Raw genomic sequence first — 26,386 nt, 5'->3', positions numbered from 1 at the left:
GGTCTGTGGCTCTGCCGCCTCATACTGCCCACACATTGACGTCAAAATAGTTCAAGGGTTCCATAGACATGGCAAATAACGTCACCGGTTTAGTAAGAATAGTGAAAGCCGCCGGTTATTCCTGGCAGGGCCTGCGTGCCGCATGGCAGCACGAAGCCGCATTTCGGCAGGAAGCTGTCGCCGCGCTGGTGGCCATTCTCGTGGCGTGCTGGCTGGATGTAGATACCATCTCCCGCATATTGATGATTGGCTCGGTAGTGCTGGTTATCATCGTTGAGATCCTTAATAGCGCTATCGAAGCGGTGGTCGACCGCATCGGGCAGGAGCAACATCCGCTCGCGGGCCGCGCTAAAGATATGGGATCGGCCGCCGTATTGCTGACTATCTTACTGGCTGTGTTCGTCTGGATCGCGCTGCTCTGGACGCATTTGAGATAGGGATTCCAGATTCATCAAACCGCTGATTTTTCCCTCTGTTACGGTTTTCATTTCGCGAATACCTGTATATACTCACAGCGACTGTATAAACAACCAGGGGGCGGGATGAAAGCGTTAACTGCACGGCAGCAACAGGTCTATGACCTGATTCGCGACCATATTAACCAGACGGGCATGCCGCCAACGCGTGCGGAAATTGCTGCGCAACTGGGTTTTCGCTCGCCCAATGCTGCTGAAGAGCATCTGAAAGCGCTGGCGCGTAAAGGCGTAATTGAAATTGTTTCCGGCGCATCGCGCGGGATTCGTTTGCTAATGGAAGAAGAACCGAGCGAAGGGCTGCCGCTGATTGGCCGCGTCGCTGCCGGTGAACCCTTGCTGGCGCAGGAACATATTGAAGCCCACTATCAGGTGGATGCGAATCTGTTTAAACCAAGTGCCGATTTCCTGCTGCGTGTAAGCGGTATGTCGATGAAAGATATCGGCATTATGGATGGCGATCTGTTAGCGGTGCATAAAACGCAGGAAGTGCGTAACGGGCAGGTCGTCGTGGCACGCATTGATGATGAAGTCACCGTGAAACGCTGGAAAAAGCAGGGCGCGATTGTTCATCTGCTGCCGGAAAACACCGATTTCCAGCCGATTGTTGTTGATACCCGTGAGCAGTCACTAACTGTTGAAGGTTTAGCTGTCGGGATTGTACGTAACGGCGAGTGGCTCTGATCAGTTTCTGATCCTCCCCAACTGCGGCGGTGTGAATTTGCGCTGACCGCAGTCTGCTGTTTTACTTCTCTGTGACTCTTTCTGCGGCTCACGCTGGCGCCATTACGCTGATTACCGCACACAACGGAATGGGCTGATGCAGCTGTTTTCCTCTTCAGATAAAACACTCTGGCGGCTAGCGCTGCCGATGATCCTGTCAAATATCACCGTCCCGTTACTGGGCGTGGTGGATACCGCTGTTATTGGTCATCTCGATAGCCCGATTTATCTCGGGGGCGTCGCCGTGGGCACAACAGCGACCAGCTTCATCTTTATGCTTCTGCTATTCCTGCGCATGAGCACCACCGGATTGACCGCTCAGGCATTTGGCGCCAACGACAAAGCTGCGCTGGCGCGCGCCTTGACGCAACCGCTGCTGATTGCGCTAATTTTTGGCGTGCTGTTTATGGTGTTGCGAACGCCTGTAAGCAGTCTGGCAGCAGCCTTGATGGGCGGCAGCCCGGAAGTACAGCAGCAGGCGAAAATCTTTATTGAGATTCGCTGGCTGAGTGCGCCCGCAACCTTAGCCAATTTGGTGATTCTTGGCTGGCTGCTGGGCGTCCAATATGCGCGGGCACCGATGGTGTTGCTGATCATCGGCAATCTAGTGAATATCCTGCTTGATCTGCTGTTCGTACTAAAGCTGCATTGGGGTGTGGCTGGCGCGGCGGCGGCTACCGCGCTGGCAGAATATGTCACGCTGGGCGTGGGTTTGTGGATGGTAGCGCGCGTGCTGAAAATGCGCGGTATCCACTTTACTCTGCTTAAAAGTAGCTGGCGCGGCGATGCGGCGCGGCTATTCCGCCTCAATCGCGACATTATGCTGCGTTCTTTAATGCTGCAAATTTGCTTCGCCTCACTCACCATCCTTGGTGCTCGAATTGGCCCGGATGTGGTGGCGGTCAATGCGGTACTGTTGATGTTCCTCACTTTTACCGCATACGCGCTGGATGGATTTGCCTACGCGGTTGAAGCCTGTTCGGGTGAAGCGGTTGGGGCCAAAGATCGCAGTCGGCTGTTGCTGATTTGGCATGCGGCTTGTCGTCAGGCTTGCTTCGTTGCAGCAATCTTTGCGCTGATTTATGCGTTCACCGGTCCGCAGATTGTGGCGATGCTGACGTCACTGGAAGCGCTACGCGAGATGGCCGATCGCTATCTGATTTGGCAGGTGATTCTGCCGCTGGTTGGCGTTTGGTGTTATCTGCTGGATGGCATGTTTATCGGCGCGACGCGCGGCCGTGAGATGCGTAACAGCATGGTGATGGCGGCACTCGGCTACGGTGTATCGCTGCTCACATTGCCGTGGCTCGGCAATCACGGTTTATGGCTGGCAGTGACGGTGTTCCTGGCGCTACGCGGACTGACGCTGTGGCTGATCTGGCGCGGTCACTGGCAACGTGATAGCTGGTTCAACGCCTGAATAAGCGAAGCGTAACCTACAGATTAATCTGTAATTCTCTGCAAACTGCGAAACGGCTACTACAATTACCTTATACGGCGCACATGAGTAGCGCGTTGTGTGGGTATATTGCCAGATAGATAGGCGATGTATCTATCTCACTCAGGATGAAGTGGAGGATTATTATGAACAAAGACGAAGCGAGCGGAAACTGGAAGCAGTTTAAAGGGAAATTTAAAGAGAAGTGGGGCAAGCTTACGGATGACGACATGACGGTGATCGAAGGTAAACGCGATCAGTTGGTCGGTAAAATCCAGGAGCGCTACGGTTATGCGAAAGACCAGGCCGAGCAAGAAGTTAAGGACTGGGAAAGCACCAATAAAGATTACCGCTGGTAATCGCCCCTTAAGGAAGATGCTCCTACCCGCCAATCATTTAGCGTAGTGATTGGCCCGGCACAAGGACGTGCCTCTCTATTTTCTTACCCGTTTTTTCCCCTCAACCTGATGGTCATGCTCGCAGCTTTCATGATGCGTGCAAGCCGCCACTTCTGCGCAGTTCTCACACAGGCCATGCGCCTCAATTACAGTATGACGCAGAGAAAATCCCGCCTGATCCGCTAACGAAGCAATGGTCTTTTCCACACCATGAGCATGTTTTTCAGTCACTGCCGCGCAACCGTCACACACCAACATCACTGAAGTATGTGCCGGCTCATCAAAATGATGACAAACCACATAACTGTTATTCGACTCAACGCGATGAATAAATCCCTGTTCTAGCAGGAAATCCAGCGCGCGATAAATGGTGGGCGGTTTAGCTTGCGGTTCACTGACACGCAGCTGATCCAGCAAATCGTAAGCGCTTATCGAACCATTCTGCTCTGCCATCAAGCGCAGCACTTCCGCGCGCTGAGTGGTGAGGCGCACGCCGCGATCAAGGCAAAGTGATTCAGCCTGGGTAAGAAGTTGTTCTGGCGTGAGGTTTGACATAGGCATTCTCCGGGTTGCAGGTGATGTTATTTTATCACACAAATTTTTACGCTGCTGTGATTGCTTATTTTACTTAAATTCCTACAGAAAATTCCCACCAATCAATCGATTACCCTTCCTGTTTTTCAATCAATTTTGTTGCAATCAACATTTCTGAAAAATGCGTACCGGCAGGCAGCGCAACGGCTGCACGGATTTTGCTTTGCAACTCACCGGGTTAGCGTCTATGGTTCAAAAGGTCTTAAGTAATTTCTGGTATCAATTTACTCACTGTTAATTTTTCTGCATAAAAACACAGCGGAATGGTGCTTACGCATCCAATTCTGCGAATAGCAGTGCTATTTCCTTTTAATTCACAGCAATGAAGCGTTAGCCAGGGTTCAGAATAGCGGCTAACTAAACTTTCAGTCGGTGAGTGATTCAGCGACATTTCAAAGGTGATGGCAGGCTCATGGTGAAGACAATATTCAGGCACAAAAAAGTAGCTTATCTTGTTGGTTTGAATGCAGTATTTCTTTCTTCCTCAGCTCTGGCAGCAGGTACATGGTATGACGCGCGTAACGACGCAATGGGCGGTACCGGCGTAGCCTCTTCCACCTGGAGTTCCGCAGTGCTGGCTAACCCAGCATTGATGACCAAAGCGCAACCTGAAGATAACGTCAGCATCATTTTTCCTTCAGCCGGTGCACAGGTTACTGATAAAGACAAATTGATCGACCGCGTCGATGACATCACTGATACCGTTGATCGTTATCAGGACGTAATCGATAACCTGACCTTTGCCGATTACCTCAATGGTTACCCGCAGTTGAAGGCTGCCGCGGGCGATATGGCTAACCAGCTCAGCGATCTGCGCGGCAATAAAGCCAACGCAACGGCGGGCGTAGCCCTGGCCGTCACCGTTCCAAATGAAACCTTACCTTTTGCCTTTATCACTAAGGCGTACGGTACTGCGCACGTGCGCGCCAACGTAGCGGATAGCGATATTGCCTACCTGCGCGCTGTTGCCGATGGGTCAAGAATTCCTGTTCCAGGTGATGAAGATAACTTGCGCTCTAGCGCCAATGGCTTGGCGGCTCTGGTCACCGATTATGGCGTGTCAGTTGCGCATGAGTTCTCGATTGCTGGCCATCCGGTTTCTGTCGGCGTGACGCCAAAGCTGCAGAAAACCTGGCTGTATAACTACACCGCGAGTATCTACAACTACGACAAGAGCGACATCAACAACAGCCGCTATCGCAGCAGCGATACCGGTTTCAACGTGGATGCTGGCGTTGCAACGGATTTCGGTGAGAACTGGACCTTCGGTGTGACCGGGCAAAACCTGATCTCGCGCGATATCGACACCAAAGAGGTGAACGGCTACCGCGATACTTACCAAATACGTCCACTGGTTACGACCGGGCTTTCCTGGAATAACGGGCCGTTCACGCTGGCCGGTGATGTTGATCTGACTGAAACCAAGCGCTTCAAATCGGAAGACAGCAGCCAGTATGCTGGCGTAGGTGCGGAGTATCGTGTACTGGATTGGCTGGCGCTGCGCGCCGGTTATCGTGCCGATCTGAAGTCGAACGATACTGACGTGTTCACCGCTGGTTTGGGTGTGTCACCGTTCAACAATACCGTTCATCTTGATCTGGCCGGTTCTGTGGGTAAAGACAATACCGTGGGTGCGATGCTGCAGCTCGGATTTAACTTCTAATTCCCCGTCTGATAACGGGCGGCTGTGCCGCCCGTTTTGCTGTGATATGATTGCGCAGTTTCTCATCACTTAACTTACTGCGGATTTACTGCGTTTCATGACCGATACTTTCTCCTCGCAACGTTTTTCCATCGCCCCAATGCTCGACTGGACCGATCGTCACTGTCGTTATTTCCACCGTCAGTTGAGCGGCGACACGCTGCTATACACCGAAATGGTGACGACCGGCGCGATCATCCACGGTAAAGGCGACTATCTGGCTTACAGCGAGGAAGAGCATCCGCTGGCGCTGCAGTTGGGTGGTAGCGATCCCGCCGCGCTGGCGCAGTGCGCAAAGCTGGCAGAAGAGCGTGGCTATGATGAGATCAACCTCAACGTGGGTTGTCCATCCGATCGCGTACAGAATGGCCGTTTTGGAGCTTGCCTGATGGGCGATGCGGCGCTGGTTGCCGACTGCATTAAAGCGATGCGCGATGTGGTGAGCATTCCGGTGACGGTGAAAACCCGTATCGGCATTGATGAGCAGGACAGCTACGAATTCCTGTGTGATTTTATTGGCACCGTGGCGCAACAGGGCGGCTGCGATACCTTTATTATCCACGCGCGCAAAGCCTGGCTTTCCGGTTTGAGTCCGAAAGAGAATCGCGAGATCCCGCCGCTCGATTATCCACGCGTATACCAATTGAAGCGCGACTTCCCGGCGTTGACCATGGCGATTAATGGCGGCATCAAAACCCTGGAAGAAGCTAAACTGCATCTGCAGCATATGGATGGCGTGATGATGGGGCGCGAAGCCTATCAGAATCCGGGTATTCTGGCGCAGATTGACCGCGAACTGTTTGGCCGCGATACGCCGCGTGTCGATCCGGTGGCAGTGGTGCGCTCAATGTATCCGTACATTGAAGCTGAATTATCCAAAGGCATGTACCTCGGCCATGTTACGCGCCATATGCTTGGCCTGTTCCAGGGCATTCCCGGTGCTCGCCAGTGGCGTCGCTATTTAAGTGAAAACGCCCATAAACCCGGCGCCGATGTGCGCGTGCTGGAAGCGGCGTTAGCGTTGGTAGCGGATAAGATCCCGCAGGAAGTGATGTAATTATCGTCAGGCAAGCCGGAGCGTTCCGGCTTTTGTAGGGTGCGCATTCATGCGCACATCAAGGCCAGCAGGATGGTTTTTTCTGCGCCATAAATTAGTTTTTTTCATCATCCTTTCAAGCCTTCACTCATACCTTATCCAACATATTCAAACAGTTAACCAAGTTTATAAGTTGGCACGCATCTTGTAATGTTCCTGATGTTACTTACACAGGAGAGCCTTCGTGGAAATTCTATTTGTTATCGGCTTTTTTCTGATGCTGCTGTTCACCGGCGTTTCATTGCTGGGCGTGATTGCGGCATTGGTGGTGGCGACCGCTTTGATGTTCTTTGGCGGATTGCTGGCAATTGTTATCAAAGTGTTGCCATGGCTGGTGCTGGCCGTTGCTGTTGTATGGCTTTATCGCGCATTTACCACGCCTTCAGGTGAGGCAAAATTGCGCAGGCTGAAAAGAAAAATCAGTGACTTAGATAGAAGGGATTGGCGTTAATTGCGGTGAGGATCACAGACTCGGAAATTGCTTAGAATAATTCCGCATTTAAACATATTTTTTACTTATGTTTTCTGTCAGGATGATTGGCGTTGTTTCAAACGAATTCATCGCCGCTGTCCCTACACCAGCGCGAACTATAAAAAAGAAAGAAAAAGGGGCTTCCTACGGGAAGCCCCGTTTGCATTTAGCGATCAGGGAATCAACAGGCTGGAACCCTGAGTTGCGCGGCTCTCCAGCACCTGATGCGCGCGCACCGCGTCACGCAAGGCAAATTTCTGCTGCTCTGACACATTAAGCTGAATTGCCCGGCTGGCGATCAATGAGAACAATTCATTGCTGGCGGCATCTAGTTCTGCACGATTGGTGATGTAGCCGAACAGCGAAGGGCGAGTGACGAACAGCGAGCCTTTCTTATTGAGAATGCCAAGATCAACGCCGGTTACCGGACCCGATGCATTACCAAAGCTGACCATTAATCCGTGGCGACGCAGGCTATCCAGCGAAGGTTCCCAGGTATCTTTTCCCACCGAGTCATACACTACGGCCACTTTCTCGCCGTTGGTCAATTCGCTGACGCGCTTCGCAATATCCTCTTCGCGATAGTTGATCGTCGCCCAGGCGCCGGCATCTTTGGCAATCTTCGCTTTCTCTGCGGAACCTACAGTGCCAATCAGATGTGCGCCGAGCGCTTTGGCCCATTGGCATGCGATCAAACCCACGCCACCGGCTGCGGCATGGAACAGGAAGATTTCATCGGCTTTTACTTTATAGGTTTGGCGCAGCAGATACTGCACGGTTAACCCTTTAAGGAAAGAGGCCGCGCCTTGCTCAAAGGAGATGCTGTCCGGCAAGATCACCAGACGATCTTCCGCCACATTGTGCACTTCGCTATACGCACCGAGCGCGGCCTGGCAATAGACCACGCGATCGCCCGCCTTAAAACGCGTCACCGCCGATCCCACGCGCTTCACCACGCCGGCCGCTTCGGTGCCCAAGCCGGAAGGGAAACTACTTTGTGGATATAAACCGCTGCGCACGTAGGTATCAATGTAGTTAATGCCAATCGCCTTGTTTTCCACCTGCACTTCGTGCTCGGCGGGATCGGCTAATTCGAAATCGACCCATTGCAGCACATCTGGGCCGCCGTGTTGGTTGAACTGAATACGCTTTGCCATTCTGACTCCTGTGATTGTTCATCCTGGGACGTTATACTTGCGCGTCCCTTTCACGATCGGTAATGCATTCACTATGGCAGGAAATAAACCCACCAACAAATCGAACGAACCCCGCGATCGGCAGCTGGAAGGCGTGAAAATGCCGCCGCATTCCATAGAAGCGGAGCAGTCGGTGCTCGGTGGGTTGATGCTGGATAACCAGCGCTGGGACAACGTTTCTGAACGCGTTGTCGCCAATGATTTCTTCAACCGCTCGCACCGCATGATCTTCACGGAAATGCAGCGTTTGCTGGAAGCGGGCCAGCCGATCGACCTGATTACACTCTCTGAATCGCTGGAAACGCTGGGCGAATTAGAGATGGCCGGCGGCTTCGCCTATCTGGCCGAGCTGGCAAAGAATACGCCAAGTGCGGCGAACATCGGTGCTTATGCCGATATCGTGCGCGAACGTGCAGTAGTACGCGAGATGATCTCGGTGGCGAACCAAATCGCCGATGCCGGTTACGATCCGCAAGGACGGAGCAGTGAAGATCTGCTCGACTTCGCCGAATCCAACGTTTTCAAAATTGCTGAGCAGCGCGCCAATAAAGATCAAGGCCCGCAGAACATCGAGCAGATCCTCGAAGCCACGGTTTCGCGTATTGAGTCGCTAGTTTCAACGCCGCACGACGGCGTGACCGGCGTCGATACCGGCTATCAGGATTTGAACAAAAAAACCGCCGGTCTACAGGGCTCGGATCTGATTATCGTCGCGGCGCGTCCTTCGATGGGTAAAACCACCTTCGCCATGAATTTGTGCGAAAACGCCGCGATGTTGCAGGACAAGCCCGTGCTGATTTTCAGTCTGGAGATGCCCAGCGAACAGCTGATGATGCGTATGCTGGCGTCACTGTCGCGCGTGGATCAGACGCGTATTCGTACCGGTCAGCTGGAAGATGAAGATTGGGCGCGCATTTCCGCCACCATGGGGATTTTGCTCGAGAAGAAGAACATGTTTATTGATGACTCTTCTGGCCTGACGCCAACTGAAGTGCGTTCACGCGCGCGCCGCATTTTCCGCGAAAACGGCGGGTTGAGCCTGATCATGATCGACTACCTGCAGCTGATGCGCGTGCCTGCGCTGTCCGACAACCGTACGCTGGAGATCGCCGAGATCTCGCGCTCGCTCAAAGCGCTGGCGAAAGAGCTGAATGTGCCGGTGGTGGCGCTGTCGCAGCTGAACCGCTCACTGGAACAACGTGCGGATAAGCGTCCGGTGAACTCGGATCTGCGTGAATCAGGCTCGATCGAGCAGGATGCCGACTTGATCATGTTCATTTATCGTGACGAGGTGTATCACGAAAACAGCGATCTTAAAGGCATCGCCGAGATCATCCTCGGCAAGCAGCGTAACGGCCCGATCGGTACGGTACGTTTGACCTTTAATGGCCAATGGTCGCGCTTTGATAACTACGCTGGCCCGCAATACGACGACGAATAACCCTTTCAACCCGGATGCATGCACGTTTTGTGCATGCATTTCACGTCATCAGAAAATAGTGTTGGACAACCCCGGCTTTAATCAGGTTATCTGTAGCAAAGCGCCCCTTATTTCGCTGTGGAAACAGAATGACTCAGGTAGACGATCACGACCTTAAGATATTGACATTATTACAATCTAACGGACGCCTCACCAACCAGGAACTCAGTGATTTAGTCGGACTTTCGGCATCGCAATGTTCACGCCGCCGCATCAATCTTGAGCAGGCCAATCTCATTCTCGGCTATCACGCGCGCCTCTCGCCCGATGCGGTAGGCCTTGGCATGGTGGGATTGATTGAAGTGCGATTGAAAAATCATACGCCCGATTATGAAGAGAGTTTTCATCGCATGGTGGAAGAAGAAGCCGCCATCGTCGATGCCTTTAAAACCACCGGCGATGCTGATTATCTGCTGAAAGTAGCGGTGGCCGATCTGGCTTCTCTGAGCGCGCTAATCAGCCAGCTAGTGGCTGGCCATCAAAGCGTGGCGCACGTGAAAACGTCCGTGGTATTGAGCCGTTTAAAAGAGAACGGTTTGATGATGATCCCGCAGCACAAAACGCGCCAAAAAAGTGCGTGATGTGCTAATCTGGTGCAATTATTGCCTTAATAATGCAAAAAACGCGCACCAGAAAACAGATTTGTGCATGGGTTGATGGTTTGAGTCTCAATTGATGCACAAAAACCTGCAATAAAGCGCCTTAGTTATCAATTGGATAATCGCTGGCACCCATCGGCGGCGCGCATACGTCGCCGATGTGGTGCGTTTTTTGCATTTGAACCGCATCATTTGCAATGAGATTAACCCATGGATAACGTTGTTCAACCCACCAAAGTTCCCCATTCGCTGATTGAAGATGCGCTGGCAATCGTGCTCGGCACGCTGATGGTCTCTTTCGGCGTCATTATGCTGAAACAGGCCGGCGCACTGACCGGAAGTTCAGCGGGTATTGCCTTCTTAATCAGCTATTTGTCACCGCTCTCCTTCGGTAGCGCCTTCTTCCTGATCAACCTGCCATTTTACTGGCTGGCCGTGCGCCGCATGGGCTGGGAATTTACCCTGAAAACCTTCTGCGCCGTTGGACTGGTGTCGCTGTTCACCCATTTGCATCCGCTGTTTGTGCATTTTTCTGCGCTAAATCCGTTTTATGCGACACTGTTCGGTAACGTGGTGATGGGCATTGGGTTTATAGTGTTGTTCCGTCACAAAGCCAGCCTCGGCGGCATCAATATTTTGGCGCTCTGGCTGCAGGACCGCATCGGTCTGCGTGCCGGAAAACTGCAAATGGCGGTTGATACCTGCGTGGTATTAGCGTCACTGTTTGTGGTGTCGTTACCGATGCTGTTTGCTTCAATCGCGGGCGCGGTGATCCTCAATCTCATCATCGCAATGAATCATCGTCCCGGCCGTTACATGGTTTGATGACGCATCTTTACCTCTTATTTATGACCAATCATGGAGATCTGCACCGTGTTTCAAAACGTTGATGCCTATGCCGGCGATCCGATTCTGTCGTTGATGGAAACCTTCAAACAAGATCCGCGTGATAACAAAGTAAACCTGAGCATCGGTCTCTATTACAACGAAGCGGGCATCATTCCTCAGCTGCAGGCGGTTGCCGCAGCAGAAGAGCACCTGCAGGCGCAGCCGCATCAGGCGTCGCTGTATCTGCCGATGGAAGGTCTGAACGCTTACCGTAACGCCATTGCACCGCTGCTGTTCGGTAAAGAACATCCGATGCTGCAAGCGGGCCATATTGCATCCATCCAGACCTTAGGTGGCTCAGGCGCGCTGAAAGTCGGTGCTGATTTCCTCAAGCGTTATTTCCCAGCCTCAAACGTGTGGGTGAGCGATCCAACGTGGGAAAACCATATCGCGATCTTCAACGGTGCGGGCTTTGATGTAGAGACTTATCCGTGGTACGACGCAGAAACCAACGGCGTGAAGTTTGATGCGTTCATCGCCAAGCTGAAAACCTTGCCGAAACAATCCATCGTGCTGCTGCATCCGTGCTGCCACAACCCAACCGGCGCCGATCTGACCAACGCGCAGTGGGACGAGACTACCGAAGTGCTGAAAGCGCAGGAGCTGATTCCGTTCCTCGATATCGCTTATCAGGGCTTTGGCGCGGGCATGGAAGCGGATGCTTATGCGATTCGCGCCATTGCGGCTGCCGGCTTGCCAGCGCTGGTGAGCAACTCGTTCTCCAAGATCTTTTCGCTGTACGGCGAGCGTGTTGGCGGCTTGTCCATTGTCTGCGACAGCGCGGAAGAGTCTGCGCGTGTGCTGGGTCAGCTGAAAGCGACCGTGCGCCGCAACTACTCCAGCCCGCCAAACTTTGGTGCGCAGGTGGTTTCCTGCGTGCTGAACGACGAAGCGCTGCTGAATAACTGGCTGGCAGAAGTGGAAGCGATGCGTCTGCGCATTATCGAAATGCGCCAGGCGCTGGTGAATGTGTTGAGCACCAAGCTGCCGGGTCAAAACTTTGATTACCTGCTGAAGCAGCGCGGTATGTTCAGCTACACCGGTCTGAGCGCGCAGCAGGTTGATCGTCTGCGCGATGAGTTCGGCGTCTACCTGATTGCCAGCGGCCGCATGTGCGTTGCGGGCCTGAACAGCCGTAACGTCAACCAGGTTGCTGAGGCGTTTGCCGCAGTGATGTAAGTCAGAATTTGATGATTAAAAACCGTCGGCGCAGGCTGGCGGTTTTTTTTTAACTTATTTGTTAAGGATAATCGAGACTGGTCTTGTTAGCGCTTAACTCCTTGAATGTAAAGATTCTCCAGCCTAAAAAATGGCTGAGCGCGACATCATAATCGCGAATTTTATGCACAAGGAAGCATGCTCATGACCCTTAAAACCCGTTCTTACCTCATCAAACCCACGGCTATTGCACTTGCGTTAGCTTTCTCTGTTCCGGCTTATAGCACCGAACTCACGCGCGATAACGGCGCGCCGGTTGGTGATAACCAGAATTCTCAAACCGCAGGCGAGCATGGTGCGGTGCTGCTGCAGGACGTGCAGTTAATCCAAAAGCTGCAGCGCTTTGACCGTGAACGCATTCCAGAGCGCGTGGTTCATGCACGCGGTACCGGCGCACACGGCGAGTTCCGCGCCAGCAAGGACATCAGTGACTTAACCATTGCCGAAGTGTTCAAACCGGGCAGCGTAACGCCGGTATTTGTGCGTTTCTCTTCAGTTGTTCACAGCAAACATTCTCCAGAAACGCTGCGCGATCCGCGCGGTTTTGCCACAAAGTTTTACACCAGCCAGGGCAACTGGGATTTAGTCGGCAATAACCTGCCGGTGTTCTTCATCCGCGACGCGATTAAATTCCCGGACATGGTGCACGCATTTAAGCCCGATCCACGCACCAACCTTGGCAATGACGCTCGCACCTTTGATTTCTTCTCACATGTACCAGAAGCCACGCACGGCCTGACCATGCTGTTCTCCAACATGGGTACGCCAGCAAACTATCGTCAGATGGATGGCAACAGCGTGCACGCCTATAAGTTCGTCAACGCGAAAGGCGAAGTGCACTATGTGAAATTCCACTGGAAAACTCTGCAGGGCGAGAAGAACCTCGATCCAGGCGAAGTGGCGGCAATTCAAAGCGGCACCTTCAGCCACATGACCGAGGATTTAGTGGCATCGATCAACAACAAAGCCTTCCCGAAATGGGATCTCTATATTCAAACCATCAAAGCCAGCGATCTCGATAAGTTCGACTTCAACCCGCTGGACGCCACCAAAATCTGGCCGGGTATCGCTGAAGTGAAAGTCGGCCAGATGGAACTGAACCGCAACGTGGATAACTTCTTCCAGGAAACCGAGCAGGTAGCGATGGCACCGTCGAATCTGGTGCCGGGCATTGAGCCATCAGAAGATCGCCTGCTGCAGGGCCGCTTGTTCTCCTACGCCGATACCCAGATGCACCGCTTGGGCGCTAATGGCCTGACGTTGCCGGTCAACGTGCCGCGCGTGCCGGTGAGTAACGGCAATCAGGATGGCGCGATGAACAGCGGCAAAGCTGACGATCATGGCGTGAACTATCAGCCAAGCCGTATCTATCCGCGCGAAGAGCTGCAGAGCGCACGTTATAGTCACAGCCCGCTGAGCGGCACTACGCAGCAGGCGATGATCGCTAAAACGCAGAACTTTAAGCAGGCGGGCGATCTGTATCGTTCCTTTAACGACAAAGAGAAAACCGATCTGATCAATTCTCTGGGCGGCGCGCTGAAAGGTGTGGATGTGCAGAGCCGCGCCATTATGCTGTCGTATTTCTACAAGGCCGATAAAGAGTACGGCGAGCGTCTGGCTGCTATCACTAAAGATGATGTGGGCAGCATCAAAACCATGGCCGCTAAGCTGAGCGACTAACCTTCAGGCGGCAGAGTTCACGCTCTGCCGCTTTTTCCTCTCTTCAGGGTTTACCTTTCGCCGACATGCTGCACACTTAAACGGTGTGATTACTTATAGGATTCTGGCATGTGGCATCAACAAACGCTTACGCTTGGCGCTAAAGCGCGCGGCTTTCATCTGATTACCGACGAGATTGTCGGCCAGCTTCACGGCTTATCCGATGTGCGCGTCGGCCAATTGCATCTCCTACTGCAACACACATCGGCGTCTCTAACGCTAAATGAGAATTGCGATCCCACTGTGCGCAGCGATATGGAGCAGCATTTCTTACGCCATGTTCCGGAAAGTGCGCCTTATCAGCACGACTACGAAGGGGCCGACGACATGCCTGCACACATCAAATCGTCGCTACTCGGCGTTTCGCTCCTGATTCCGGTCAACCGTGGTCGCCTGATGTTAGGCACATGGCAGGGAATCTGGTTGGGTGAGCATCGGGTGCAGGGCGGTGCGCGGCGTATCGTGGCGACCTTACAAGGGGAATAAAACATGAACACATCGGATTTACTGACGTACTGCATGAGCAAGCCGGGCGCGGAGCAAAGCTTTAAAGAGTGCTGGCAGGCGACGCAGATTAAAAGTGAAGGCGTGCTGTTTGCCATGCTTTATGAGGTCAAAGGGCGTCCGGCTTTGTCGCTGAAAGCAACGCCCGCACTGGCGGAATTATTACGTGAGGAGCATAACGATGTGTTTCCCAGCGAGCACTTAAACAAGTCGCACTGGAGCACGTTATGGCTGGACGGTTCGCTGAAGGATTCGCAGATTTACTATCTGGTGGATGCTTCCTGGCAACAGGCTGACGCCACGCGTGAAGCGGGCGTCAACCATGATGACCACTGAGGCGGATTAAGCCGCAGATTCCTCGCGCAGGGTATTGATATCAATAACGAAGCGGTATTTCACGTCGCTTTTCAGCATACGTTCGTAGGCTTCGTTGATTTGATTCATCGCGATCAGTTCGATATCTGAAGTGATACCGTGCTCGCCGCAGAAATCCAGCATCTCCTGGGTTTCCGCGATGCCGCCAATCAGTGAACCGGCGATGCTGCGACGTTTGAAGATCAGGTTGAAGACCTGCGGTGCCGGATGATCGTGCTCCGGTGCGCCGACCAGCGTCATGTTGCCATCACGCTTCAACAGTGCGATGAACGGGTTGAGATCGTGCTGCGCCGCAACCGTGTTCAGGATGAAGTCAAAGCTGTTGGTGTGCGCTGCCATTTGATCGGCATCTTTCGAAATCACCACTTCATCAGCGCCGAGGCGTTTACCATCTTCAATTTTTGACGGTGACGTGGTGAACAGCACCACATGTGCGCCCATCGCATGAGCCAGTTTCACGCCCATGTGACCAAGGCCGCCCAAACCAACGATACCGACTTTTTTACCCGGACCAACATTCCAGTGGCGCAGCGGCGAGTAAGTGGTGATACCAGCACACAGCAGCGGCGCAACGCCCGCCAGATCGAGATTCTCTGGAACGCGCAGCACGAAGCTTTCATCTACCACCATGCTGGTGGAGTAACCGCCGTAGGTGATGGCTTTGGTTTCACGGTCTTCACCGTTATAAGTGCCAACAAAGCCATTTTCGCAATACTGCTCCAGCCCTTCCTGACAGCTTGGACAGCTGCGGCAGGAATCAACCATACAACCAACGCCCACCAAATCACCCACTTTGTAGTGGTGCGTATGCGCGCCAACGGCAGTGACGCGACCCACAATTTCATGGCCCGGCACTACAGGGAAAATGGTGTTGCGCCATTCGTTGCGCGCGGTATGCAGGTCAGAGTGGCAGACGCCGCAGTACAACACTTCAATCTGCACATCATGAGCGCGCAGTTCGCGTGGCTTAAAGTCGAACGGGGCGAGTTTTGCTTTCGCGTCCTGTGCGGCATAGGCATGCGTAATATTCATGGTGTCTCCAGTAGGATGTGTCGTGAGTTTTATGCGGGATCCCGTAAGGGATAAAAGGCGCGTGAGTTACGCCAAAAGGAACGCTGTAAGGATAGTCAGCAGGATGGAATGCGTATATGCCTGAAGTTGTCTGATTCTTGCCTGTTCCTGCATTTCGTTGCGGAATTCGGCAGAAAAAAATCAGGCCCGCAATGGCGGGCCTGGGCGAAAATTACTTCTTCAACATTGGCTTAAGGAAACGCGCCGTGTGTGATTTTTCACACTCCGCCACCGTTTCTGGCGTACCGGATACCAGGATTTCACCGCCGCCGCTGCCGCCTTCCGGGCCAAGATCGACAATCCAGTCTGCGGTTTTCACCACGTCGAGGTTGTGCTCAATCACCACGATGGTGTTGCCCTGATCGCGTAGCTGATGCAGCACTTCCAGCAGTTGCTGAATATCCGCAAAGTGCAGACCGGTGGTCGGCTCATCAAGGATATAGAGCGTCTGGCCGGTGCCACGTTTAGACAGCTCACGCGCCAGCTTAACGCGCTGCGCTTCACCGCCCGAGAGCGTGGTCGCCGACTGACCGAGGCGGATATACGACAGTCCAACATCGATCAGCGTTTGCAGCTTACGCGCCAGCGCCGGCACCGCATCAAAGAACTCGCGCGCTTCTTCGATGGTCATATCCAGCACTTCGTGAATGCTCTTACCTTTGTATTTGATCTCCAGCGTTTCGCGGTTATAGCGTTTGCCTTTGCACTGATCGCACGGCACGTAGATGTCCGGCAGAAAGTGCATTTCTACCTTGATCACGCCATCGCCCTGACAGGCTTCGCAGCGTCCGCCGCGCACGTTGAAGCTAAAGCGGCCCGGATTGTAGCCGCGTGAACGCGCTTCCGGCACACCGGCGAACAGCTCACGTACCGGCGTGAAAATGCCGGTATAGGTCGCGGGATTCGATCGTGGCGTACGGCCAATTGGGCTTTGATCGATATCGATCACTTTATCGAAATGCTCGAGACCGGCGATCTCACGATACGGCGCGGCTTCGATGGTGGTCGCGCCGTTGAGCTGGCGCTGCGCAATCGGGAACAGGGTATCGTTGATCAGCGTTGATTTACCCGAGCCGGACACGCCAGTGATGCAGGTAAACAAGCCGACCGGAATCGTCAGCGTGACATCTTTGAGGTTGTTACCGCGCGCACCGGTCAGTTTCAGCACTTTAGCGGGATCGCCTTTGACGCGCTGTTTAGGGATCGCAATTTCACGTTTGCCGCTGAGGAACTGGCCAGTCAGGGAATTTTCATTCGCCATGATCGCGTGCACATCGCCTTCCGCAACCACCTGACCACCGTGCACGCCAGCGCCCGGACCGATATCGATCACGTGGTCAGCGGCACGAATCGCATCCTCATCGTGCTCCACCACAATCACCGTGTTACCGAGATCGCGCAGGTGAATCAGCGTGCCGAGCAGGCGTTCGTTGTCACGCTGATGCAAGCCGATGGACGGTTCATCCAGCACGTACATCACGCCAACCAAACCGGCACCAATCTGGCTGGCCAGACGAATACGCTGCGCTTCACCACCGGACAGCGTTTCCGCCGAGCGTGACATCGACAGATAATTCAGGCCGACGTTCACCAGGAAGCTCAGACGATCGCCAATCTCCTTAAGGATTTTTTCCGCGATCTGCGCACGCTGGCCGCTCAGCTTCATGTTGGCGAAGAAATCCATCGCATGGCCGATGCTCATTTCTGAGATGGTTGGCAGGTTGGTGTCTTCGACAAAAACATGGCGCGCTTCACGACGCAGACGCGTGCCTTCACAGCTGGCACAGGCGCGGTTGCTGATAAATTTCGCCAGCTCTTCACGCACCGCGTTGGATTCCGTCTCTTTATAACGGCGCTCCATGTTGTGCAGCACGCCTTCAAACGGATGGCGACGCACCGAAGTGTCACCGCGATCGTTGATGTATTTGAATTCGATATTCTCTTTGCCGGAACCGTACAGAATCACATTGCGCGCGTTGTCGCTCAGGCTGTTGAACGGGGCTTCGACATCGAATTGCAGATGCTCAGCCAGCGAGCGCAGCATCTGGAAGTAGTAGAAGTTACGGCGATCCCAGCCGCGAATGGCGCCGCCCGCAAGCGACAGCTCGGGATTTTGCACCACACGATCGGGATCGAAATATTGCTGCACGCCCAGGCCATCACAGGTCGGGCAGGCACCGGCCGGATTGTTGAACGAGAACAGGCGCGGTTCGAGTTCACGCATGCTGTAGCCACAAATCGGGCAGGCAAAGTTGGCCGAGAACAGCATCTCTTCGGCGCTGGTATCATCCATATCGGCGACGATCGCCGTACCACCGCTCAGTTCTAGCGTGGTCTCGAAGGATTCGGCCAGACGCGTTGCCAGATCGTCGCGCACGCGGAAGCGGTCAATCACCACTTCAATGGTGTGTTTCTTCTGCAACTCCAGTTTCGGCGGATCCGACAGGTCGCACACTTCACCATCGATACGCGCACGGATATAGCCCTGCGCGGCGAGGTTTTCCAGCGTTTTGGTGTGTTCGCCTTTGCGATCTTTCACCACTGGCGCCAGCAGCATCAGACGACGGCCTTCTTCCTGCGACAGCACCTGATCAACCATCTGGCTCACGGTTTGCGCCGCCAGTGGAACGTCGTGATCCGGACAGCGCGGCTCACCCACGCGTGCAAACAGCAGGCGCAGATAGTCATGAATTTCAGTAATGGTGCCGACGGTGGAACGCGGGTTATGCGAAGTCGATTTCTGCTCAATGGAGATGGCGGGCGAAAGACCTTCAATATGGTCAACATCCGGTTTCTCCATTAATGAAAGAAACTGGCGCGCATAGGCCGAAAGCGACTCGACATAGCGACGCTGGCCTTCCGCATACAGAGTATCAAACGCCAGCGAAGACTTACCGGAACCTGACAGACCGGTGACCACAATGAGCTTATCGCGAGGGATGATCAGGTTGATGTTCTTCAAATTATGGGTGCGAGCACCGCGGACTTCGATCTTATCCATTCACCTTTCCCGGATTGAACAACACTCGCCATGCCTTGCCAGCACGACCAGCAGAAACGGTCCATTATGGCACAAAAAATAAACTGAATAAATATCCAGTGTTTTTGCTATTCTGTCCGCCGATAAATTTTGGAATCCCGCTCTAAAGTGGGCACACGCCAATGTGACGTGATACAATTTTTCGCTTAGACTTTTAGCATCAACTCATCGGGAGACAGCAACATGGCCAGTCGTGGCGTAAACAAAGTGATTCTAGTCGGGAATCTGGGTCAGGATCCGGAAGTGCGCTACATGCCAAATGGTGGCGCGGTAGCCAACATTACGCTGGCCACGTCAGAGAGCTGGCGCGACAAGACAACCGGTGAAAACAAAGAGATCACTGAATGGCACCGCGTTGTGCTCTTCGGCAAGCTGGCGGAAGTCGCTGGCGAATACCTGCGTAAAGGTTCTCAGGTTTACATCGAAGGCCAGCTGCGTACCCGCAAATGGACCGATCAGGCCGGCCAGGAAAAATACACCACTGAAGTGGTAGTTAACGTTGGCGGCACCATGCAGATGCTGGGCGGACGTCAGCAGGGCGCAAACGCAGGTGGCGCACCTTCGGGCGGCCAGGGCGGCGGCAATAACAACGGTTGGGGCCAGCCACAGCAGCCACAACAGCAGCCGCAGGGCGGTGGTAACCAGTTCAGCGGCGGCGCGCAACAGCGTCCACAGCAGCAGAGCGCACCAGCCAACAACGAACCGCCAATGGATTTTGACGACGATATTCCGTTCTAAAAATACAGAACGTCGTATCTGTTAAGAGCCCCGCATGCGGGGCTTTTTGTTATTCAAAAAAAGGATTTTTTATTTTATCAATCGTTTATCGAATGCAAACGGCAACTTCTTTACGCTTGACAGATAACTATCAAATACCGGATGCTCCGGGTTCAATATCGCATTATTTTCCATCGGAATAATGCTTGAGGGAATAATCAACGCTGCACCTTGCCCCGATTGAAGCCAACCTGTACCTAAATCCATAGTCGAAACCGGAGCAGGATCCTGTCGCCAATCGGTTGGCAAGAATTCTTCTGCAATATAGGAGACTTCATCGTCAGGAATCTCGATGCTGAATAAAGTGTACTCATCCAAAATCGACTCGTTCGAAACGTGCACCAGCACTTCAAGCGCGGCAAGTGAAACCGAGGTCGCGACATAAATGGTTGGGTGGCCTTTGTGATTCCAGCGGCCACCGTACTGTTTCGCACCGTTGCCGGTCCAGGCTTCAGAAGCGTATAGCGTTTTGGTTAGCCGATAGAAAATCACGAGAAGACACCATGCTCCAAACGGCCAATCAAATCGAGCACATCCAGTGCGCCGCTTTCAGTGGCTAGCAAGGTAATAGGTGCAATGTTGCCTAATCCTTTGACCGGCCGGCTTAACCATTGCGTAGCATCTTCTTTATTACCACCAAACAATTGAACGGCTGCATCCATCACTCGGACGAAGCGGGCTATGCGTTCGCTCTCATCGGGTGACAAGCTTTTACCTGCGCTTTTACGGCGGGCAATATTTCGCTCATTGATGCCAGTGACCTTCATAATTTCGGCTCTACTCATTGCCGACCAATGACGAATGTCATCAATCACCGCGACCGGCAAGCCCGCCTCAAGCATGCGAGTTAGCTCCAATCCGCGTGGGGGTAAGCCAGCAAAGCGCCAAAGTGCATTGTCATGTGATTTGCCATCAGGAATGTAGGCTCTCATAAGATTCTCCAGGTCTGACAAATGTCATACTCTATTATTGACACTTGTCAGAAGTTTTCAATAGCAGAACCTCTAATGCGGTCGCCATTCCCGCAATAAGGCTTCCGTCTCACGCACCAGTACCGGATTGCCCGGCATGATCAAATCGGCCCACACTTCGTTGTGCTGATTGATCTGCTGCTGCGCGGAAACATACGTGCGGTCGGCGGTGGTATGCGCATCGGCGGCGACGGTGATGTGATAGCCGAGGCTGGCGCCGACTTTGATGGTGGTATCGACACAGTAATCGGTCGCGCAGCCGCAAATGACGAAGTTTTTAATGTCCAGTTGGTCGAGTTGAGCGGCGAGATCGGTTTGCCAGAAGCTATCGCATGCGGTCTTATTAATGAAGATGGCGTTGGCTGGCTGCTGCAGCTCGGGCACAATCGCCCAACCAGCTGAATCAACTTCTAAACCTGGCCCAACGTGCTGGATGAAGATCACCTGATCGGCCGCAGCGGTTAACTGATTAATACGTTCACAGCGTCCGGCACGATCAAAACGCGGCGTTGCCAGCACGCCATTTTGCATATCCACCACAACTACGACTCGATTCGCCATTTCACTCTCCTAAGTTTGAAGCCTCAGTGTGGATTGCCGACGCACAGAGGTAAAGCAATTCACCTTTGCATTTCTCGTCACTGCCGCGCATGCTTATAAGCGCTTTTATTCCGGAGGTGTGTCGTGAAGGTGGTTCCTGAAATCTTTCCTTGTGAGCAAGATCGTGCGCAGTTTCAGCATTTCGCTGAGCTGCCGGGCATCGAGCTGTATCAGGCGCACATCTCCCGCTACGCTTTTGAACCCCATACCCATGAAGCCTTTGGCATCGGCACTATTGAATCCGGCGCCCAGCGTTTCCGCTATCGCGGCGCCAATTACACCGCGCCGCAGCATTCGTTAGTCATGATGAATCCCGACGAGCTGCACACCGGTGAATCTGCCTGCGACGAAGGCTGGCGCTATCGCATGATCTATATCGATCCGCAGGAAATGGATCGTCTGACCGGCGATCGTGATTGGTGGTTCACCGATGCACTGCGCACCGATGCGCGACTGGCGCAGCCGTTTTCGCAATTGCTGGCGCGGATGTGGCAGGCGGAAACCACGCTAGAGCGCGAAAGCATTTTGCTCGAACTACTGGAGTTGATGCGTCCACTGGCGCGTCAGGGACAGCAGCGACCTAACGAAGGCGCGCATCGCTTTGATGCGGTTCGAGACTATTTGCGTGAAAACCTCGCCGAACCGGTGCGGCTTGAAGAACTTGCTGCGCTGGCATCACTGTCGCCGTGGCATTTCCTGCGCAGTTTCAAACAACACTTCCACGTCACGCCGCATCAAATGCTGATGGCTTTTCGTTTGTTCGCCGCAAAACAGCAGCTGGCGCGCGGCGACAGTGCGGCAACCGTTGCGGCATCGGTCGGCCTTACCGATCAGGCACATCTCACCCGCGCCTTCGCGCATCGCTACGGCATCACGCCGGGCCGCTATCAAAAACAAGTGTTCCCTTCACGCTAACCGCAATCTGCTACAAGCCTTTCGCTTCCGCCTGCGTCACACTGCAGCGGAATGCATATAAAGGAAGAGTTTATGTTTGCTGGAATACTGTTTGCGCTGGCAGCGGGATTGATGTGGGGATTGATCTTTGTGGGTCCGCTGCTGATACCGGATTATCCGGGCACTTTGCAATCGGCCGGACGCTACGTCGCCTTTGGATTGGTGGTGTTGCCGCTGGCCTGGCTGGATCGCCGTCGTTTGCGTCAGCTGGCGCGCAAAGATTGGATTGAAGCGCTGAAGCTGTCGCTGATTGGCAATTTACTCTATTACGCGTTTCTCGCCAGCGCGATTCAACGCACCGGCGCGCCCATTTCGACCATGATTATCGGCACCTTACCGGTGGTGATTACCGTGACGGCAAATCTCTGTTATGGCCATCTTGAGGGGCGCTTGCCGTGGCGCAAACTGACGCCGGCTTTGCTGATCATTGCCGCAGGCCTGGCTTGCGTGAATGCCGCCGAACTTCAGACGCAAGGTCCCGATTTTGATTGGTCGCGCTATCTCACCGGTTTAGGGTTAGCGGTTCTGGCGGTGGCATGCTGGACATGGTATCCGCTGCGTAATGGTCTATGGTTACGCGCGCATCCCCAGCACAAGCCATCCAGCTGGGCGACGGCACAAGGTTTGGTGACGCTGCCGCTGGCGATAGTGTTCTATCTATTGGTCTGCGTGCAGCTCCACTGGCAGCAACCTGCGTTTGCGCTGCCCTTCGGGCCGCAGCCGCAACGCTTTCTATTATTAATGTTAGGTATCGGGCTGATCTGCTCATGGCTGGGCACACTTTGCTGGAATGCTGCCAGCCAACGCGTGCCGACGGTGATCATGGGGCCGCTGATTGTGTTCGAAACCTTAGCCGGATTGCTGTGGACATTCCTGTGGCGACAAAGCTGGCCGCCGCTGTTAACTGCGGTCGGCATTGGCTGTTTGATTGTTGGCGTGATCTACGCGATGCGCATTAAACCTCAGCCGCATATCACTGCGGTATAACTCATCAAAGAGCGCTGCTGAAAAATCATTTCGGCAGCGTACTTCGCTGTATTTTAAGAATTTGACTAGCTCCTTTCACACCTCAAATCCCGCTTTCTGACGCTGACCAGGCCGTCGATATAACTTTTCGGCTAATTTCAGCCGCTTTTTCAGCCCTGATTTGTCATAAACAGACATGCCGCTGCGTCCCGCGCGACAGTGTTTGGCCGTATTAAGGCGCACTAAACCTTCATAAATCCTCGTTCTTCCTGGCTATAGCAGGCCCTAAAGCGGAAAAAACCGGCGCGTTAAGGCGGAAAAACATGCATCTAACCTACCGTTTATTGCCGTTTGGCACTGAAGATTGGCACTCGAAAGCCACTTTTTGCTTAAGGGAATAGGGCGTTGTTAAGAAAGATTCCATTAACCGTTGGCAAAAAACCATTAAGCGTAACGATGAATAGGGTGCAGTAATTTAACTTATCTCCCGCTTTTTGGCTGTTATTGTTTAGGCTAGATAACCTTTCTTATCAGGATTATTCCTGGCGGCATGATGAGAAATTATGGTCTACGCGCGTCAACCGAATGATGAATGAATCCAGGAGTAGATCCAGTTAAAAACAGAGGTTATGTGTGAGCGGTTACACGGCGTTGTTCATTAATGCTTAACAGAATTGTCTGCATTCAGGGCTGATGATTAATGTTGGTAAAGTAATAATTGAAGCGCCAATCTCACCGAAATGAGATTGGACTTCGTTTGAATGGCTTGAATAGAGAGACTTTTGCTGATGTGAATCTATTTTACCGCAAAAAAGGAAGCAATTCCGCGATGGTATTCATCAGGAAAAATTGGAGCGAATTGTTATGTTGTGAACGCCGTATTAAATGATCTTCATATCTTCTGGTAAGAACAAATCTCAGCATTAAGTCAAATAACATCGGCCTTAATGGTGTTAGCGATTATCTGTTCCTGCAGGATAATGATAAACGCTGCGGCTAATATCCAGTAAACGGCAGCTACGACGGGTACCTATGTCGAATGTCGTTTGCAGAAAGTTAACCGCCTGACGCTTTTCATTCGTGGTAAAGAAGTTTTTCAATACGCTTTGCAGCATCTCTTTATCGGAACTCAGAGATTGCAGTTCACGCGTGAGATTAAGAAGCTGATCTTCCAACTCCTTGATTTTACGACCTTCCTCGGAAGAGAGCCCAGAAAACTTCTTCTTCCAGCTATAGAAAGTGGCCTCGGAAATGCCAAGCTCCTCACAAATCTCCCTGACTTTCACTCCCGTTTCAGAAGCTTTAATGGCATTTGTGATTTGCTCTTCGCTATATCGTGACTTTCTCATAAATGCTATTACCTTTCTTATCAATTAGTGGATGAGAATTACTGTATTAATATCTGGCACTGCAAAAACACTATTAATTCAGTATTAAAGTGCGCGATTTGAATTGCGAGGGTTAAATTAAGATATTTAGAAGAAATATCATCATGGGATAAATCTTATTTTATTCCGAATGGCATTGAACGCCTTCCTGGCTTTAGGTTTTTGATATAAATTCTCTCCATCCCAAATGCAGAAAAATACTACATTCATTGGAAAATCGGCATAAACCACTTGCAGAAATGTCAGGGTGTGCCAGTAAACCTTTGCTTAGAATTTAAGCTGAAATCGTTTACATCCACCGAGTTTCGCACCGGATATAATCGGAATTTTCCTGAATATAATTCCTAATTGCTGACGCGAGTCTCATTTTTCGGACCAGTTTGGTTTGAAGGTAATAAATTAAGTCAGGCCCACTGAGCGCTTGTTAATTCATTTCAAGGACGTTGTACCGAAAGTTGTTGTAGTTCGTAATACTAAGGATCAGTCAATGAAATTGAGCGTAATGTCTAATGCCGCCTGGATGATGTCTGAAAAGATCGTCTCCGTGTTCGGCGTCATATTTGTGACCTCCTACGTGGCAAAATCCTTTGGTCCAACCATCTTTGGCCAAATGGCGTTTTCGACCTCGCTGTTTTCCATGGTGCAAACCGTGGCGATTTTCGGTACGGAAACCATCCTGTTTAAACGTATCAGTAAGAGTGCGCCGAAAGGGCTGCGCCTGATGACCGTAGCGCGCAACATGCGCATGGTTTTGCTGTTGCTGACATCGCTGCCCGTCTTGATTTGGGTCTGGTACAACATGCAGGAAAACTTCCTCGCTTTTGCACTGGCCTCGTTTATCTCTTCGGTTTTCGTGACGCAGGACACCTTCAGTGTCTACAACAATGCGCGCTTAGCGTCGCGACTGAATACCATCGCCAACTCTGTCGGTTTGCTGCTGGGCTTCAGCTTAAGTTTTGCCATTGCCTGGCTGCACCTCAATCCGCTGTGGCTGACCGTATCGATTGTCGCCGTCACGCTGGTGCCGTATGTGATTAAGCGTTTTAACTTTTACCGCGAAAATCAGGACGTGGCGCCGCCGCAGGATAAGCGCAACACCTATCTGCGCTATTTGCTGTACGCCGGATTACCGCTGGCCATCTCCAGCATCTTTATCTCGGTGCAGGTGAAAGCGGCACAGATGTTCCTGGCGGGCATCGCCTCGGCGCGCGATCTCGGGCTGTTCGCCGCCGCCAATACCATTTCGGCTTCCTGGATTTTCATCCCGGTCGCCATCATCACTTCCTGCTTTTCGGAAATCTTCCGCGAGCGTGGAGAAGCCGCCATCAAGCTGACAGCACGGCTTAATGGTTATGTCATGGGTGTTTCATTGTTGTTGTTAGCGGTGATCGCGATGTACGGCGAAAAAATCATCATCGCTTTATATGGTCACGAGTACACACAGTCAGGAAGTCTCATTACGTTGTTGTCGTTAGCGACCTGCTTTTCGGCGATGGGGACCGTAGCGTATCGCTACATGGTCAAAGAAGGCGGGTTTAATTATCTGTTGAAGAAAATTGTTTGCCTGATGGTGATCAGCTTGCCGCTCTCGTGGTGGCTGATCCAGGGCTACGGCATCATGGGTGCCGCATGGAGCGTTTTCATCTCAGAATTGCTGTCTCTTACCGTAATGAATTACTTCTTCAAAAACGGCGTCATCCAAAAAATCCAGGTTTCCTCACTCAACTACAAAACCTACAAATGA

At 52.7% G+C, this 26,386-nt stretch carries 26 protein-coding genes; 18 read left to right on the top strand and 8 right to left on the bottom strand.

All coding sequences use genetic code 11. The annotated features are described in order from the left end of the window. Positions 1-68 precede the first annotated feature (68 nt). From FHW71_RS13180 to FHW71_RS13165, 4 genes are all read left to right on the top strand, one after another. On the top strand, positions 69-437 hold the full coding sequence (locus tag FHW71_RS13180) for a diacylglycerol kinase (RefSeq protein ID WP_179451822.1): 369 nt from the start codon (positions 69-71) through the stop codon (positions 435-437). A gap of 105 nt (positions 438-542) precedes the next feature. Next, a complete protein-coding gene (gene lexA, locus FHW71_RS13175; RefSeq protein WP_008109941.1) occupies positions 543-1,157 on the top strand; it encodes a transcriptional repressor LexA in 615 nt (204 codons plus the stop codon). 136 nt (positions 1,158-1,293) lie between these two features. Further along, a complete protein-coding gene (gene dinF / locus FHW71_RS13170) occupies positions 1,294-2,616 on the top strand; it encodes an MATE family efflux transporter DinF (RefSeq protein WP_179451823.1) in 1,323 nt (440 codons plus the stop codon). A gap of 164 nt (positions 2,617-2,780) precedes the next feature. Further along, on the top strand, positions 2,781-2,993 hold the full coding sequence (locus FHW71_RS13165) for a CsbD family protein (RefSeq protein ID WP_008109944.1): 213 nt from the start codon (positions 2,781-2,783) through the stop codon (positions 2,991-2,993). 75 nt (positions 2,994-3,068) lie between these two features. Here the strand turns inward: FHW71_RS13165 and zur are convergent, their stop codons facing one another. Beyond that, entirely contained in the window at positions 3,069-3,587 is a 519-nt protein-coding gene (gene zur / locus FHW71_RS13160; RefSeq protein WP_008109945.1) for a zinc uptake transcriptional repressor Zur, read from the bottom strand. Between the two features lie 451 nt (positions 3,588-4,038). Between zur and traF the strand changes: the two genes are divergently transcribed. From traF to pspG, 3 genes are all read left to right on the top strand, one after another. Continuing rightward, positions 4,039-5,289, top strand: a complete 1,251-nt coding sequence (gene traF / locus FHW71_RS13155) for a conjugal transfer protein TraF (protein WP_154154733.1) — start codon at positions 4,039-4,041, stop codon at positions 5,287-5,289. Positions 5,290-5,386: 97 nt separating this feature from the next. Then, entirely contained in the window at positions 5,387-6,385 is a 999-nt protein-coding gene (gene dusA, locus FHW71_RS13150; RefSeq protein ID WP_179451824.1) for a tRNA dihydrouridine(20/20a) synthase DusA, read from the top strand. Between the two features lie 223 nt (positions 6,386-6,608). Then, positions 6,609-6,875, top strand: coding sequence for an envelope stress response protein PspG (gene pspG, locus FHW71_RS13145; protein WP_008109948.1), 267 nt, complete (start codon positions 6,609-6,611; stop codon positions 6,873-6,875). Between the two features lie 194 nt (positions 6,876-7,069). On the opposite strand, the gene FHW71_RS13140 is transcribed toward pspG, so the two are convergent. Beyond that, positions 7,070-8,053: a quinone oxidoreductase gene (locus tag FHW71_RS13140; protein WP_154194861.1), complete on the bottom strand. Its 984-nt coding sequence runs from the start codon at positions 8,051-8,053 to the stop codon at positions 7,070-7,072. Positions 8,054-8,126: 73 nt separating this feature from the next. Here FHW71_RS13140 and dnaB point away from each other — a divergent pair, with 73 nt between their 5' ends. From dnaB to FHW71_RS13105, 7 genes are all read left to right on the top strand, one after another. Continuing rightward, positions 8,127-9,533, top strand: a complete 1,407-nt coding sequence (gene dnaB, locus FHW71_RS13135; RefSeq protein WP_036649986.1) for a replicative DNA helicase — start codon at positions 8,127-8,129, stop codon at positions 9,531-9,533. Between the two features lie 128 nt (positions 9,534-9,661). Continuing rightward, positions 9,662-10,153, top strand: coding sequence for an Lrp/AsnC family transcriptional regulator (locus FHW71_RS13130; protein ID WP_008109951.1), 492 nt, complete (start codon positions 9,662-9,664; stop codon positions 10,151-10,153). Between the two features lie 228 nt (positions 10,154-10,381). Then, positions 10,382-10,996, top strand: a complete 615-nt coding sequence (locus tag FHW71_RS13125) for a YitT family protein (protein WP_008109953.1) — start codon at positions 10,382-10,384, stop codon at positions 10,994-10,996. A gap of 48 nt (positions 10,997-11,044) precedes the next feature. Continuing rightward, positions 11,045-12,238 carry an amino acid aminotransferase gene (locus tag FHW71_RS13120; RefSeq protein ID WP_179451825.1) on the top strand — a complete coding sequence of 398 codons (1,194 nt, stop codon included), beginning with the start codon at positions 11,045-11,047 and terminating at the stop codon, positions 12,236-12,238. Positions 12,239-12,421: 183 nt separating this feature from the next. Next, positions 12,422-13,957 (top strand): catalase, encoded by a 1,536-nt coding sequence (locus FHW71_RS13115; protein ID WP_218889274.1) that lies wholly within the window; start codon positions 12,422-12,424, stop codon positions 13,955-13,957. 108 nt (positions 13,958-14,065) lie between these two features. Further along, positions 14,066-14,482, top strand: a complete 417-nt coding sequence (locus FHW71_RS13110; protein ID WP_061718371.1) for a secondary thiamine-phosphate synthase enzyme YjbQ — start codon at positions 14,066-14,068, stop codon at positions 14,480-14,482. Between the two features lie 3 nt (positions 14,483-14,485). Then, the gene (locus tag FHW71_RS13105; protein WP_008109961.1) at positions 14,486-14,836 is read left to right on the top strand and encodes an MmcQ/YjbR family DNA-binding protein; all 351 of its coding nucleotides are present in this window, start codon (positions 14,486-14,488) and stop codon (positions 14,834-14,836) included. Between the two features lie 6 nt (positions 14,837-14,842). Here FHW71_RS13105 and FHW71_RS13100 read toward each other — a convergent pair whose 3' ends face one another. Both FHW71_RS13100 and uvrA read right to left on the bottom strand, forming a co-directional pair. Then, positions 14,843-15,907 (bottom strand): NAD(P)-dependent alcohol dehydrogenase, encoded by a 1,065-nt coding sequence (locus FHW71_RS13100; protein ID WP_179451826.1) that lies wholly within the window; start codon positions 15,905-15,907, stop codon positions 14,843-14,845. A 211-nt stretch (positions 15,908-16,118) separates the two neighbouring features. Next, positions 16,119-18,947 (bottom strand): excinuclease ABC subunit UvrA, encoded by a 2,829-nt coding sequence (uvrA, locus tag FHW71_RS13095; protein WP_008109963.1) that lies wholly within the window; start codon positions 18,945-18,947, stop codon positions 16,119-16,121. A gap of 222 nt (positions 18,948-19,169) precedes the next feature. Between uvrA and ssb1 the strand changes: the two genes are divergently transcribed. Beyond that, positions 19,170-19,724 carry a single-stranded DNA-binding protein SSB1 gene (ssb1, locus tag FHW71_RS13090; RefSeq protein ID WP_008109965.1) on the top strand — a complete coding sequence of 185 codons (555 nt, stop codon included), beginning with the start codon at positions 19,170-19,172 and terminating at the stop codon, positions 19,722-19,724. A 69-nt stretch (positions 19,725-19,793) separates the two neighbouring features. Here ssb1 and FHW71_RS13085 read toward each other — a convergent pair whose 3' ends face one another. The 3 genes from FHW71_RS13085 to FHW71_RS13075 form a co-directional block, all read right to left on the bottom strand. Then, positions 19,794-20,255, bottom strand: a complete 462-nt coding sequence (locus FHW71_RS13085; protein WP_179451827.1) for an RES domain-containing protein — start codon at positions 20,253-20,255, stop codon at positions 19,794-19,796. Beyond that, positions 20,252-20,695 carry an antitoxin Xre-like helix-turn-helix domain-containing protein gene (locus tag FHW71_RS13080; protein ID WP_101763056.1) on the bottom strand — a complete coding sequence of 148 codons (444 nt, stop codon included), beginning with the start codon at positions 20,693-20,695 and terminating at the stop codon, positions 20,252-20,254. Before FHW71_RS13080 ends, FHW71_RS13085 begins: the two co-directional genes overlap by 4 nt. Positions 20,696-20,767: 72 nt before the next feature. After that, positions 20,768-21,295 carry an isochorismatase family protein gene (locus tag FHW71_RS13075; protein WP_179451828.1) on the bottom strand — a complete coding sequence of 176 codons (528 nt, stop codon included), beginning with the start codon at positions 21,293-21,295 and terminating at the stop codon, positions 20,768-20,770. A gap of 123 nt (positions 21,296-21,418) precedes the next feature. Here FHW71_RS13075 and FHW71_RS13070 point away from each other — a divergent pair, with 123 nt between their 5' ends. Continuing rightward, on the top strand, positions 21,419-22,249 hold the full coding sequence (locus FHW71_RS13070; protein ID WP_179451829.1) for an AraC family transcriptional regulator: 831 nt from the start codon (positions 21,419-21,421) through the stop codon (positions 22,247-22,249). A gap of 72 nt (positions 22,250-22,321) precedes the next feature. After that, positions 22,322-23,275, top strand: coding sequence for a DMT family transporter (locus FHW71_RS13065; protein WP_008109969.1), 954 nt, complete (start codon positions 22,322-22,324; stop codon positions 23,273-23,275). Positions 23,276-24,207: 932 nt separating this feature from the next. Here FHW71_RS13065 and FHW71_RS13060 read toward each other — a convergent pair. Next, positions 24,208-24,603, bottom strand: a complete 396-nt coding sequence (locus FHW71_RS13060) for an IS3 family transposase (RefSeq protein ID WP_008109970.1) — start codon at positions 24,601-24,603, stop codon at positions 24,208-24,210. A 526-nt stretch (positions 24,604-25,129) separates the two neighbouring features. Between FHW71_RS13060 and FHW71_RS13055 the strand changes: the two genes are divergently transcribed. Continuing rightward, positions 25,130-26,386: a polysaccharide biosynthesis C-terminal domain-containing protein gene (locus FHW71_RS13055; protein WP_008109971.1), complete on the top strand. Its 1,257-nt coding sequence runs from the start codon at positions 25,130-25,132 to the stop codon at positions 26,384-26,386.

It is taken from the genome of Enterobacter sp. Sphag1F (assembly GCF_014193275.1).
Taxonomy (GTDB): Bacteria; Pseudomonadota; Gammaproteobacteria; order Enterobacterales; family Enterobacteriaceae; genus Pantoea; species Pantoea symbiotica.
Note: the sequence above shows the minus strand (reverse complement) of the source record. Positions and strands in the feature narration are given on the sequence as shown.